General features: G+C 67.1%; 11 protein-coding genes. 9 read left to right on the top strand and 2 right to left on the bottom strand.

Features of this window, described 5'->3' with window-relative positions:
• Nucleotides 1–88: 88 nt before the first annotated feature.
• Nucleotides 89–415, bottom strand: coding sequence for an ATP-dependent Clp protease adapter ClpS (clpS, locus tag ACSYAO_RS10000; RefSeq protein ID WP_005416477.1), 327 nt, complete (start codon nucleotides 413–415; stop codon nucleotides 89–91).
• Between the two features lie 112 nt (nucleotides 416–527).
• Between clpS and ACSYAO_RS09995 the strand changes: the two genes are divergently transcribed.
• The 8 genes from ACSYAO_RS09995 to ACSYAO_RS09960 all read left to right on the top strand — a co-directional run bounded on the left by ACSYAO_RS09995 (nucleotide 528) and on the right by ACSYAO_RS09960 (nucleotide 6714).
• Nucleotides 528–1001: a hypothetical protein gene (locus tag ACSYAO_RS09995; RefSeq protein ID WP_005416476.1), complete on the top strand. Its 474-nt coding sequence runs from the start codon at nucleotides 528–530 to the stop codon at nucleotides 999–1001.
• A gap of 1 nt (nucleotide 1002) precedes the next feature.
• Nucleotides 1003–1464 carry an NUDIX hydrolase gene (locus tag ACSYAO_RS09990; RefSeq protein ID WP_049460786.1) on the top strand — a complete coding sequence of 154 codons (462 nt, stop codon included), beginning with the start codon at nucleotides 1003–1005 and terminating at the stop codon, nucleotides 1462–1464.
• The gene (mnmA, locus tag ACSYAO_RS09985; RefSeq protein WP_049460788.1) at nucleotides 1461–2603 is read left to right on the top strand and encodes a tRNA 2-thiouridine(34) synthase MnmA; all 1143 of its coding nucleotides are present in this window, start codon (nucleotides 1461–1463) and stop codon (nucleotides 2601–2603) included. Before ACSYAO_RS09990 ends, mnmA begins: the two co-directional genes overlap by 4 nt.
• Nucleotides 2600–3214, top strand: coding sequence for a high frequency lysogenization protein HflD (gene hflD / locus ACSYAO_RS09980; RefSeq protein ID WP_005416473.1), 615 nt, complete (start codon nucleotides 2600–2602; stop codon nucleotides 3212–3214). The genes mnmA and hflD overlap by 4 nt, the downstream gene beginning before the upstream one ends.
• A gap of 216 nt (nucleotides 3215–3430) precedes the next feature.
• Nucleotides 3431–4621, top strand: a complete 1191-nt coding sequence (locus ACSYAO_RS09975; RefSeq protein ID WP_005416472.1) for a methyl-accepting chemotaxis protein — start codon at nucleotides 3431–3433, stop codon at nucleotides 4619–4621.
• Nucleotides 4622–4717: 96 nt separating this feature from the next.
• Nucleotides 4718–4933, top strand: a complete 216-nt coding sequence (locus ACSYAO_RS09970) for a hypothetical protein (RefSeq protein ID WP_049461083.1) — start codon at nucleotides 4718–4720, stop codon at nucleotides 4931–4933.
• Nucleotides 4934–5000: 67 nt separating this feature from the next.
• Nucleotides 5001–5507, top strand: a complete 507-nt coding sequence (locus ACSYAO_RS09965) for a hypothetical protein (RefSeq protein ID WP_049461081.1) — start codon at nucleotides 5001–5003, stop codon at nucleotides 5505–5507.
• Between the two features lie 187 nt (nucleotides 5508–5694).
• Nucleotides 5695–6714, top strand: coding sequence for a GAD-like domain-containing protein (locus ACSYAO_RS09960; RefSeq protein ID WP_049471549.1), 1020 nt, complete (start codon nucleotides 5695–5697; stop codon nucleotides 6712–6714).
• 136 nt (nucleotides 6715–6850) lie between these two features.
• On the opposite strand, the gene ACSYAO_RS09955 is transcribed toward ACSYAO_RS09960, so the two are convergent.
• Nucleotides 6851–9610: a bifunctional diguanylate cyclase/phosphodiesterase gene (locus ACSYAO_RS09955; RefSeq protein WP_049461077.1), complete on the bottom strand. Its 2760-nt coding sequence runs from the start codon at nucleotides 9608–9610 to the stop codon at nucleotides 6851–6853.
• Nucleotides 9611–9740: 130 nt separating this feature from the next.
• Here ACSYAO_RS09955 and ACSYAO_RS09950 point away from each other — a divergent pair, with 130 nt between their 5' ends.
• Complete coding sequence (locus ACSYAO_RS09950; protein WP_032954159.1) at nucleotides 9741–11843, top strand: sensor histidine kinase; 2103 nt, start codon at nucleotides 9741–9743, stop codon at nucleotides 11841–11843.
• The last annotated feature ends 2 nt before the right edge of the window (nucleotides 11844–11845 follow it).

Genomic DNA, 11845 nt, shown 5'->3' with positions numbered 1-11845 from the left:
CGATACAGGCCTCTGCTTTGGTAGGTGCCCACCTTGGTGGGCACACTGGGTCCGGGATCGTTGTGCCCGGACGCGAATCGGCAGCCGGTCAGGCCTTTTCCATCGTGCACAGCAGCGGATGCTGGTTCATCCGCGAGTACTCGTTGACCTGGGCAACCTTGGTCTCGGCTACTTCGCGGGTGAAGACACCGCAGACGCCGCGGCCGCGGGTATGAACGTGCAGCATCACCTGGGTGGCCTTGTCCAGGTCCATGCTGAAGAACTGCTGCAGCACATCCACCACGAAATCCATCGGGGTGTAGTCGTCGTTGAGCAGCATCACCTGGTAGAACGGCGGCGGCGCCACTTCCGGGCGCGCGGGCTCTACGGCAACGCCGTGCTCGTGCTGGGAATCGGGGGAGGACTCATGGGGCATCCATCCATTATAGGGGCTCGGGCAGGCCTGCGTCGGCCCGCCGCAGATTGGACGGCACGCACGCCCACCGTCACAATTGCACCCTCTCCCAACACTGTTTCACAGGATCTTCATGAAAAGGACCCTTCTTCCCGCCCTGCTGATCGCGCTGGCCGCTGCCGGCTCTGCCACTGCCGCAACCAGCGCCGACAAGTCCGTGGCCCGCCATCTGGACAAGCTGGGCTATACCTACGAAGTCGACGAGGATGGCGACTACCGCATGGTGTTCGACGTCGAGGGTGACCGCACCCAGATGGTCTACGTGCGCTCGGCGGTGGAGGATTTCGGCAGCCACAACATCCGTGAGATCTGGTCGCCGGCCTACAACGCCAAGACCAAGCAGTTCCCGGTGGCCGTGGCCAACCGCCTGCTGGAGGATTCGCAGGACGCCAAGATGGGGGGCTGGGTAAAGCAGGACACCACCGCCATGTTCGTGGTCAAGATCGACGCCGATGCCACCCCGGACCAGCTCAGCGACGCCATCGATGCGGCCATCCGCACCGCCGACGCGATGGAGCTGGAGCTGACCAAGAAGGACGAGTTCTGAGTTGAACGCCACGCCGGACCCGCGCTGGGCACCGCACGCCACCGTCGCCACGGTAGTGGTTGACGGCGGCCGCGTGCTGCTGGTCGAAGAGACCATTGAAGGCCGCCAGGTGCTGAACCAGCCGGCCGGCCACCTCGAGCCAGGCGAAAGCCTGGCCGAGGCAGCCCTGCGCGAGACCCGGGAGGAAACCGGCTGGACCGTGCAGCTGACCCATTTCATCGGCTGCTACCAGTGGACTGCCGGCGACGGCACCGCCTTCCTGCGCTTCTGCTACGCAGCACACCCGGTCTCGCACGACCCGGCCCAACCGCTGGACACCGGCATCGACCGCGCGCTGTGGCTGACCCCGGCCGAGCTGCAGGCCGCCGGTGAGCGCCAGCGCAGCCCGCTGGTCTGGCAGGTGGTGGCGGATTACCTGGGTGGCCAGCGCCACCCGCTTTCGCTGGTCCGCGAGGTCGCATGAGCACGCCGCGCGTGATGGTGGGCGTCTCGGGTGGTGTCGACTCTTCGGTCGCCGCCTGGCGCCTGGTCCAGCAGGGCGAGGCCGTGGCCGGCCTGTTCATGCAGAACTGGGCCGACGACGGCAGCGGTGACTGCCGTGCCGAGGATGACCGCCGCGATGCGGTCGCCGTATGCGGCCTGCTCGGTATCCCGTTCCACTTCCGGGACTTTTCCAGCGAGTACTGGCAGGGCGTGTTCGAGCACTTCCTGGCCGAATACGCCGCTGGCCGCACGCCGAACCCGGACGTGCTGTGCAACCGCGAGGTGAAGTTCAAGCATTTCCTGGATGCCGCCCGCGAGCTGGGCGCCGAGCGCATCGCCACCGGCCACTACGCGCGGGTGACCCAGCGCGGCCACCAGTGGCTGCTGCTGCGCGGTGCCGACCGCTCCAAGGACCAGAGCTACTTCCTGCACCAGCTGGGCCAGGAGCAGCTGGCGGCCACCCTGTTCCCGATCGGCGACCTGGAGAAGACCGACCTGCGACGGATTGCGCGCGACGTCGGCCTGCCGACCCACGCCAAGAAGGATTCCACCGGCATCTGCTTCATCGGCGAGCGGGATTTCCGCGACTTCCTCGGCCGCTACCTGCCGGCCAGGCCCGGCCAGATCCTTGACCCGGCCGACGGCAGCGTGATCGCCGAACATCCGGGCGTGTTCTATTTCACCCTGGGCCAGCGCGAGGGCCTGAACATCGGCGGCGTACGCGGCCGCCCGGCCGCACCGTGGTACGTGGTCGGCAAGGATGTGGCCAGCAACGTGCTGTACGTCGACCAGGACCGCGACAGCCCATGGATGCTGTCCGATCGCCTGCGATCGGAGCCGGCGCATTGGATCTCGGGCTCGCCACCCGCGCGACGCTTCGAATGCACCGCCCAGACCCGCTACCGCCAGCCCGATGAGCCGTGTACGGTCGACGTGCTGGACGATGGCAGCGTGCTGGTCACTTTCGCGCGCCCGCAGCGTGCCGTTACCCCCGGTCAATCGCTGGTGCTGTATGACGGTGATGTGTGCCTGGGTGGCGCGGTGATCGCCGCCACCGATGCGCCGCTGGAACAGCGCCTGCGCACCACCCCCTCCCCTTTTGAGGTAATCGCTGCATGAGTTTCACTGTCGACGACCGCGTCCTGGCCCTGGCCGGCATTGCCCAGGCCCTGCAGCAGGTACGCCGCATCGCCGATACCGGCCATTCCGACGCCGCCGCCGTGCGCACCGCCGTGGACAGCGTGTTCCGTGTCGATGCGTCCTCGCCGCAGGCGGTGTTCGGTGACCGCCATGCACTGAAGGCCGGGCTGCGCCTGCTGCACAACTACTTCCGCAACCAGGGCCAGGATCCGATCCTGCCGAAACTGGCGCTGTCGGTGCTGCAGCTGGAGCGCCGCTTCGTTCAGGATGGCGCCACCGTGAACAAGGTTGCTTCGGGCATCGAGCGTGCCCAGCGCCAGGCCACCGAACTGGGCGACAGCGGCCACCCGGATGTGCTGGCCAGCCTGGGAAGCCTGTACGCGGACACCATCAGCCACCTCAAGCCGCGGGTGATGGTGCAAGGCAACCCGCACTACCTGGGCCAGGCCGGCGTGGTGGCCGAGATCCGTGCCCTGCTGTTGGCCGCGGTGCGCTCGGCAGTGCTGTGGCGCCAGCTGGGCGGCAGCTACTGGGACTTCCTGTTCGGCCGCAAGGCGATGATCGAGGCCGTGGACCGGCAGCTGGCGTAAGGGTGTGGGGTCAGAGCCCTTTTCCATAAAAAGGGATCCGACCCCGCCGCTGCCTACCCAGGGGTCGGATCCCTTTCCGGCACGGAAAGGGATCCGACCCCGAAGCCGCCAAGCGCCGGAAAACCGGCGCATTCAGAATGCACTTCCAAGCACATCGACGTTAAAGAGAAAGGGGGTACGGCCGATACATCCTCCGTGCACCTCCCGAGAACGTCCATGTACTCACGCATTTTCATCCGTCTGGCCGCCCCCCTGGCTCTGACCCTGCTGCTCCCCTTCGCCATCGGTTTCGAATGGCCGGCCGCCCTGCGCTGGGCGATCCTGACCACGATGACGCTGAGCTGGCTCGGCTTTGCGTGGTGGACCACCCGCGCCCAGGCGCATCGTTCCCCGGAACATGCCCGTGTCCTGCGTGAGCAGGACCAGCTGCTGACCGAACTGCGCAACTTCGTCGGCAACGAAATCGACGGTTCGCGTGGTGAAGTGGAACGCGCCCGCGACCTGATCCGCCAGGCGGTTTCCAGCCTGGGCGGCAGCTTCGATGCGATGAACCGCAAGTCGCGCCAGCAGAGCCAGGCGCTGTCGCGCATCGTCGACCGCGCCGGCGATGAAGGCAATGCCGGCCTCGACGTTGCCCGTTTCGCCCAGCACGCCAGCCACCGCATGGAACAGCTGGTGGAAGCGCTGGAACAGGTGAGCGGCCAGAGCAGCACCACCGTGCAGCACATCGACCAGATGGCACAGCACCTGGATGGCATCTTCGCGCTGCTGGAAGACGTCAAGTCGATCGCCGACCAGACCAACCTGCTGGCGCTGAACGCCGCCATCGAAGCCGCGCGTGCCGGTGAAGCCGGCCGAGGCTTCGCGGTGGTCGCCGACGAAGTGCGCAACCTGTCCGAGCGCTCGACCACCTTCAACGAGCAGATCCGCAAGCTGGCGCACAGCTCCAAGGACGCCATCGCCAAGGTGCGCGAGACGGTCTCGCACATGGCCTCGCGTGACATGGACCGCTCCCGCGAAGCACGCCAGGAAGCGGCGGCAATGCTCGACAATGTCGCGCAGATCAATGCCTCGCTCGGCGACGGCATGCGCGAAGTCTCCGAGTGCGCACGTGCGATCGATGGCAGCGTGGCCGAAGCCGTGCGCGCCCTGCAGTTCGAAGACATCGCCACCCAGGCGCTGGGCGGCGTGCACACCCACCTGGACCGCCTGACCGCGATCAACCGTGAAGCGGTGGCCCTGCAGGAACTGCTGCACCGCAATGGCGGCGTGTTCGACGAAGAGATCGCCACGGCCCTGCAGCGCACCGGCAACCGCCTGCGCGAACTGCGCAGCGAATGGGAACGCCCGCCGCACAAGCCGGTTGCCCAGCAGAGCATGGGTGCCGGCACGGTAGAGCTGTTCTGATCCTGATGTCCGCTGCCCTCGCCGGCAGCCCGCAAGGCCCCGGTTCGTCCGGGGCCTTTGCCTGTAACCCGCCGCTGGATGCATCCTGTACGCGCCATGACCCTGATCCGCGCCCTGCCCGCCCTCACCGACACCGAGCGCCCGCGCAACGCGAGCGTGCGTGAGCAGCTGCAAAAGCTGGAAGAGGTCGCCCGCGAGGAAATCTGCGAGCTGCAGCAGCTGGCGGACGCGCGCCCGGCGCCATCGCCGGCGGACGACGAGCTGTTGGGGCTGGCGTGGGACCTGGGGTTGGATGGCGAAGCCCTGAAGTAGATCCACGCCCTGCGTGGGTGGGGCATCCCGCATGGCATGATTGCCCGGTCCCGTCCATGGAAGACCTATGGCCATCACCCTGATCGCACTCGTGCTGTTGGAGACCGTCCTCCTGATGGCCTGGGTGGCCGGCTATTTCAGCTGGGGCATCACCCTGTTCAACGAACGCATCGCGGCGCCGCCGGCCATGCAGGCCCGGCTCTCGCTGGGCAGCCTGGAGCGTGACCTGCCGCAGGACAAGTGGCTGCGGCTGGCCTTCCATGCGCTGCCCGATGGCAGCATGGCGTTCCGCGAGAGCTTCGCGCCGAGCTTCGGCCTGCGCTACTTCCCGGTGATGCGTGGACGCATCGTGCTCAACGCACGGCGGCACGAGGTGCGGGTGATCGGCCTGTGCAGCTGGTTCGTGGCGATGCTGTCGCTGCTGCTGTTGCCACTGGTGGCGATGCGCCCGATGGTGGCGCCGATGCTGCTGGTACTGCCACTGTTCCTGGCCAGCTATCTGGTGCAGAAGCGGCGCTATGCGGCCATTGTCGAGGCGCTGCGCATGCAGTTGAAGGCGGAGTTTCCAAGGTAGATCCACGCCGTGCGTGGATGATGCCCCGCGATGCCAGCATTTCCGACTGTTTGCATGGACCGTGAACCATGCGCCCTTCATCGTGAAGGGGCCGATTGCGGTTCAGATCAAGCCAGCCCGATGACCAGCGCCCTTCTCTGCCTCTCAGTTGCTTTGCAGCTTCCGGCACCCCCTTGTCCCATTGACCGTGGATCCCGATTCCCTTGGGGCGCTTCAGCAGGCGCTGAAGACGTTTGGAGCGTTCCAGCAGCCCTACTCCGCTCCGATCAATGCGTACGATCCTGAAGCGGGTGTGATCGATGCAGCAGTTGAAGTGTCCGCGGGGTGCGTGCAAGACGGCCCGCCAGTCATCATCCTTGACGATGATGCCGAACAGGCGCCGCGACGTTATCTGATCCTTAAAGCCCCGTGGCATGAGCTTCCAACGGGCGCCTTGTTGCTTGTCTCCGGAAGCAAGGCAAGCGCCATTCCGGGCGAGGAATCGAACCTGGAGCTTGCACGGGCCGAGAGCATGCTGACATTTCTCAACCTGCTGCCGGAAGGTCCGGAGGACCGGGACCACCCGGAGAACGTCTCGGCAGTCGTGGATACCGATACTTCCGCCCTCTTCACGACGAGCCTTCTGGATCAACTGCAAACCAGTACTCCAGGCTCGCCTGTTGCTGACACCATGCTGACGCTCTGGAAAGGCAGGTTCACGGACGCATTGCTGGCACTGTGGCAGCGCGACGGTCTTGCGCGCTATCACGATGATCGACTGGCTTTGGTGAACCCTGCGGGGTACAAATCGGTGCTCGCCGCCCTTCTGGCGGGCAGCCCTCTATGGGGCAAAGATGATTTCCATGTCTATGCGATCTCGCCATTCGGCCAGATGCTGATCTGTGGCGAGCGAACCGGAGTCGAACTCACGCTTGAACCCCACGAAGGTTACCTATGCGCGCCAGCAACACTGACTCTTCCAGCAAGCAACATCGACCGCGACAGACGCCTGCACGACTTCCTGCTTGCATTGGATGCTGCCGAACTGGATGTTCTGGCCGAGGACGGGGAGCCAATGTTCTGGCGAGCCCGTGAGATGTTGGGGCCGCTGGGCGACGGAGAGATTTACAGCTCGAAGGAGCCGGTGTCAGAGCACGGCTGGCGGCTAGGCAGCCTGGTAAAACGCAAGGCGCTGGATGTGCTCGCAGAGCTTGCGCAGCGTCGCTGACGGCGGACACATCAACGGGCGAACCAGCGTGCACGCCGACCAAGGTCGGCAACTACCAGATGCTGGCTCTTTGAGTAGATCCACGCCATGCGGCAACCGTGCCGACCAACGGTCGGCACCTACCAGCGGCGGGTGGTCAGCGCACCAGCACTGCTTCGCTGCTGGCGTCGGTGCGCATCGGTAACGGACGCTGCTGACGCAGCCACTGCGCCAGGTCACGCGGGCTGAGCGGGCGCGAGTACAGGTAACCCTGGATTTCGTCGCAGCCCTGGCGGCGCAGCATGTCTTCTTCCTGGTGCGTCTCCACGCCCTCGGCCACCACCTTCATGCCCAGCGCGTGGCCCAGGTGCACGATGGCCTGGGTCACTTCGGCCGTGCCCGAATCGTGCAGCATGCCCTGCACGAAACTACGGTCGATCTTCAGGCGACCCACCGGGAAGCGGTTGAGGTAGTTGAGGTTGGAGAAGCCGGTACCGAAGTCGTCCACCGCCAGCGGCACGCCGTGCCGTTCGAGCACGTCGAAGCAGTGGCGCAGGATGTCGGTGTCACGGATCAGCGCCGATTCGGTCAGCTCCAGCTCCAGCCGCTGCGGCGGCCAGCCGTGGGCATGGCAGATCTCGATCACACGTTCGGCGAAGCCACGGTCGCGCAGCTGCACCGCCGACACGTTGACCGCGATGCGGTCGAAGTGCAGTCCAGCCCGGTCCCAGGCGGTTGCCTGACGGCAGGCTTCGTTCAGTACCCAGTCGCCGATGCGTACGATCTCGCCGCATTTCTCGGCGATGGGAATGAACTCGGCCGGGCTGCAATAGCCGATGCCGGGGCGATGCCAGCGCAGCAGTGCTTCGATTGCCGGCGGCTCGCCCTGGTGGGCATGCAGCAGCGGTTGATAGGCCAGGCTGAACTCCTCGCGCTCGATCGCACCGTGCAGCGCGTGCTCGAGCTCCAGCCTGCGCTGGATGCGGGCCAGGGCATCCTGGCTGTAATACTGGTAGGTGTTGCGTCCGGCTTCCTTGGCCGCGTACATCGCGGCGTCGGCAGCGCGCAGCAGTGAATCGAAATCGGTCTGCGCATCACCCAGCATCGCGATGCCGACACTGGCACCGACCTTCAGCGTGGTCTCGCCACGGCGCAGCGGCTCGGCCAGCGAGGCGATCAGCTTGCGGGCGACATGTCCCGCATCCTCGGGCTCAGCCAGGTCGCGCAGTACGACGATGAACTCGTCGCCGCTGAAACGGCCAAACAGATCATTGTTGCGCAGGTTCTGGTGCAGGCGGGTCGCGGCAGCCTTCAGCAGCGCATCACCCGTGGCGTGGCCGAAGCTGTCGTTGATGGTCTTGAAGCCGTCCAGGTCGATGAACAGCATCGCCAACGAGGTGCCGCGATCACGCGCCTCCTCGATGGCCTCGGCGGTCTGTTCGCCGAGCAGCACGCGATTGGGCAGGCCGGTCAGCAGGTCGTAGTGGGCCAGCAGTTCAATGCGCTCGTTGGCCTCGCGCTCGCGGGTGATATCACGGAAAAGCACCACGAAGCGCGGCGGCAGTCCGTCACGACGATCCAGCTCGATCAGCACCTGCACCCAGACACGCAGGCCGGACTGGCGGTAGAAGCACAGGTCCAGCTGCTCGGGCAGGCCGCCGTTGGCGATGCGGGCCAGTGCCGCCTCGAACGCATCGCGCGAGTCTTCGGTATACAGCGCCATCGCCTGATCGAGGGTGATCGGCTCCTTGCGCAGGCCGTGGATGCGATAGCATTCCTCGGTCCATTGCATGCTCCGGGTCTGCACCTCGATCTCGCAGCCGCCGATGCGGCCCAGCGCGGAAACCCGGTTCAGCAGTTCGGTGCGCCAGCGAATCAACGCGTCGGTCTGGTGCTGTTCGGTGATGTTCTGCACCTGGCCGAGCAGGCGCTTGGGCTGCCCGTCCATGTCCAGCAGCGGCTGCATCCACAGCCGCAGGTGCTGTGATGGCTCATGGCCACGGGTCAGCTCCAGCTCGAGATTGGCGGCACGACCATCGCGCCACAGCCGCCGCCATGCCGCACGCAACGCGCCACGCGAGCGCGGATGCAGCTGCTTCAGCCAGCGCCGCTGGCCGGGCACGGCGCCGTGCTCCAGCGCCAGCAGCGATCGCAGTTCCGGCGACCACCAGAAGTGCCCGCTGTTGGGGTCGAACGACCAGCTGCCCATGCTGGCGATGCGCTGGGCCTCGCTCAGGTGCAGCTGCTGTTCCTGCAGCAGCGATTCGAGCTGCTTCTGCTGCTCGATATCGGTATGCGTGCCGACCATGCGCAGCGGCTGGCCATCAGCGGTGCGCGCGACCACGCGGCCGCGATCCAGCACCCAACGCCACTGGCCATCGGCCTGGCGGAAGCGGAACTGTGCACTGTACTGCTCACTGCGCCCGCGCAGGTGCTCGTCGAGCGCGGCACGCACCTGGTCGATGTCCTCGCTGTGCACGCGCGACAGCAGTTCGGTGGCCGTCTCGTCGCCCAGCGCCGGCGTGCGCGCCACCCGGTCACTGGGGATGTCCCAGTCCCACAGGCTATGACCGGCGCTGTCCAGTGCCAGTTCCCAGCGCCCACCCCCATCGACCGGCACCGGCTCGGGAATGCTCAGGGTGAACGCCAGCAGGTTGCCGGCACCGTCATGCACGGCGCGCAGGTGGCCGTCGTAGTGGCCGCGCGGGCCGCCTGGCAGCGTGCAGGGCACGATGCCGCCATCGGCGGCCATCAGGCGTAGATCTTCCAGCATTGGCGCATAGGCAGCCACGGTGGCCGGCAGGCCATGCTCGCGCGCGGCCGGATTGGCCGCCAGCGGGCGCCCGGTACGGTCGACGATGACCAGCGCCGACGCAAGCGGGTGCTGCAGCAGGCTGGCGATGATCCCTTGGTCCACGCGATCTTGCTCCGGATGACTCGCCCGTCAGCGGGGCACGCAGTGGTTAACGGCGCCTGCGGCGGATAATTGAGTGGTGACGGCACGCTGCGGGGTAAGATGACCGGCGCCCCTTTCACCCTCCCCGTCCATGCCCGCAGAACCGACCGGCAACGCCCCAGTTCCCGACCCGCGGATGGCGCAGGCGCTGAGCCGTGACCGGCGACGGGTGGTGTTGAGCTACCTGGTGATGGCGCTGGCCTGGATGATCTCCACCGACAGCGTGGTGCAGGCGCTGGTGCCCGATCCGCAGCAGGCGGCCCTGTGGCAGGGCCTGAAGGGCTCGTTCTTCGCCCTGGCCAGCGCGGGCCTGCTGTACCTGCTGCTGCGCCCGCTGGCCGAGCACGTGCTGCATACCCACGCCCGCCAGCAGGCCTCGGAGCTGCGCCTGCGGCAGATGTTCGAGGGCAACCCCGGCCCGATCCTCGTCTATGACCTGGACACATTGGCGATCCTCGACGCCAACCCAGCCGCCTGCACCGCTTTCGGCTGGGAGCGCGATGAGCTGCTGGAACAGACCATCGACGCCTTGTGGCCACCCGGCCAGGGCCAGGCGCTGCAGGCCAAGCTGGAGGCGATCCGCGAGGCGCCCGACGAGCTGTGCATCCTGCGCGCGCAGCTGCAGCTGCGCGATGGCGCGCTGCGGCAGATGGAACTGCGCTCCAACGCGATCAGTTACGACGGTCACAATGCGCGCCTGCTGATCGCCATCGATCGCACTGCCGAGGACCTGGCCCAGCTGCGTCGCGACCAGGCGCTGGCACGGGTGGAAGAAGCCCACGAACTGGCCCGCATCGGCGCCTGGGAGCTGGACCCGTCCACCGGGCTGGGCCGCTATTCCAACCAGGTCTATCGCCTGCTCGGCCGCCGCCCGCCCGAAGCCCGCCGCTGGCACCGCTTCGACGAACTGCTGGTGCCGGCCGACCCGGCCACCGCCACCCAGACCGAGCAGCTGCTGGCCGAGCTGTGCTCCGGCGAGCCGGTACAGGTGGACGTGCTGCTGCCGCTGCTGTCGATGGACGGGCGCGCGCTGATGGTGCACCTGCGTGCCGCCAGTGGTCTCGATGAGGCTGGCCGCAACCGCGTGCTGGGCACGCTGCAGGACGTGACCGAACGCGAGCAGTCGCGGCGACTGCTGCGCGAGCGCGAGGAGCAGTTCCGCGAGCTGGTGCGGGTACTGCCCGACGGCGTGGTGATCCTCTCCGACGAACATGTGTTGTACGCCAACGCCTGGGCCGCCGGCCTGTTCGGCTACGGCAGCCATACCCTGCTGGGCGAGCCCTTGTCGGCGCTGGTCGCTGCCGCAGACCTGCCGCGGGTGCGCAGCCAGCTGCGTGCCGGCCAGCCGCACCTGGGACCAGGCCACAGCAGCGTGGTGGCCATGCAGCGCGGCGACGGCCGCAGCTTCCATGCCGGCCTGGCGGTGGGCGACGTGCGCTACGGTGGCCGCGACTGCAAGCTGCTGATCGTGCGCGACCTCAGTGATTCCGAGCGCATCCGCAGCGCGCTGGAAACCAGCAACCGCGAACTGCAGGCGATGGCCGGGCGGCTGTTCTCGCTGCAGGAGGACGAACGTCGTGCGATTTCGCGCGATCTGCACGATGACATCGGCCAGGCCATCACCGCGATCAAGCTGTCGGCGCACGCGGCGCTGGAAGAGGACGATCCGCAGCGGCGTGGGCAGGATCTGGCGCAGATCGTCAGCCTGGCCGACACCACCGTGGCCAAACTGCGCGACATCTCCACCCTGCTGCGCCCCCCGCAGCTGGATGCACTGGGCCTGGAGGCAGCACTCAGCTGGCAGGCGCGGGTTCTGTTCCGCTCCTCGCCGGTGGAGCTGCTGGCCGAGATCGAGCCGTTGCCGCATCGCCCCGACAACAGCATCGAACAGGCCTGCTTCCGCATCGCACAGGAAAGCCTGACCAATGCGCTGCGCCATGCGCGCGCCAGCCAGGTCCTGCTGCAGCTGCGCGATGTCGGCCAGCGCGGCCTGCACCTGCAGATCCGCGATGACGGCGAAGGCTTCGATCCGGACGGCCCGCGCGGCCTGGGCCTCATCGTGATGCGCGAGCGCGCACAGAGCGTCGGTGGCCACGTGCGGATTGAATCCGCGCATGGCGAAGGCACCCTGGTCGATGTCCACCTCCCCTACCAGGCGGCCAGCAGGGCTGCCGTCGATTCACCGGAATACTGAAC

Source organism: Stenotrophomonas sp. STK16_22 (genome assembly GCF_051984505.1).
GTDB lineage: Bacteria > Pseudomonadota > Gammaproteobacteria > Xanthomonadales > Xanthomonadaceae > Stenotrophomonas > Stenotrophomonas maltophilia_A.
Note: the sequence above shows the minus strand (reverse complement) of the source record. Positions and strands in the feature narration are given on the sequence as shown.

What these genes read in the sequence shown, in the direction of transcription:
- ACSYAO_RS09965 (WP_049461081.1), top strand. Translation starts at nt 5,001, where the DNA reads ATGGCCATCACCCTGATCGCACTCGTGCTGTTGGAGACCGTCCTCCTG.
- ACSYAO_RS09950 (WP_032954159.1), top strand. Translation starts at nt 9,741, where the DNA reads ATGCCCGCAGAACCGACCGGCAACGCCCCAGTTCCCGACCCGCGGATG.
- clpS (WP_005416477.1), bottom strand. Translation starts at nt 415, where the DNA reads ATGCCCCATGAGTCCTCCCCCGATTCCCAGCACGAGCACGGCGTTGCC.
- hflD (WP_005416473.1), top strand. Translation starts at nt 2,600, where the DNA reads ATGAGTTTCACTGTCGACGACCGCGTCCTGGCCCTGGCCGGCATTGCC.
- ACSYAO_RS09995 (WP_005416476.1), top strand. Translation starts at nt 528, where the DNA reads ATGAAAAGGACCCTTCTTCCCGCCCTGCTGATCGCGCTGGCCGCTGCC.
- ACSYAO_RS09970 (WP_049461083.1), top strand. Translation starts at nt 4,718, where the DNA reads ATGACCCTGATCCGCGCCCTGCCCGCCCTCACCGACACCGAGCGCCCG.
- ACSYAO_RS09975 (WP_005416472.1), top strand. Translation starts at nt 3,431, where the DNA reads ATGTACTCACGCATTTTCATCCGTCTGGCCGCCCCCCTGGCTCTGACC.
- mnmA (WP_049460788.1), top strand. Translation starts at nt 1,461, where the DNA reads ATGAGCACGCCGCGCGTGATGGTGGGCGTCTCGGGTGGTGTCGACTCT.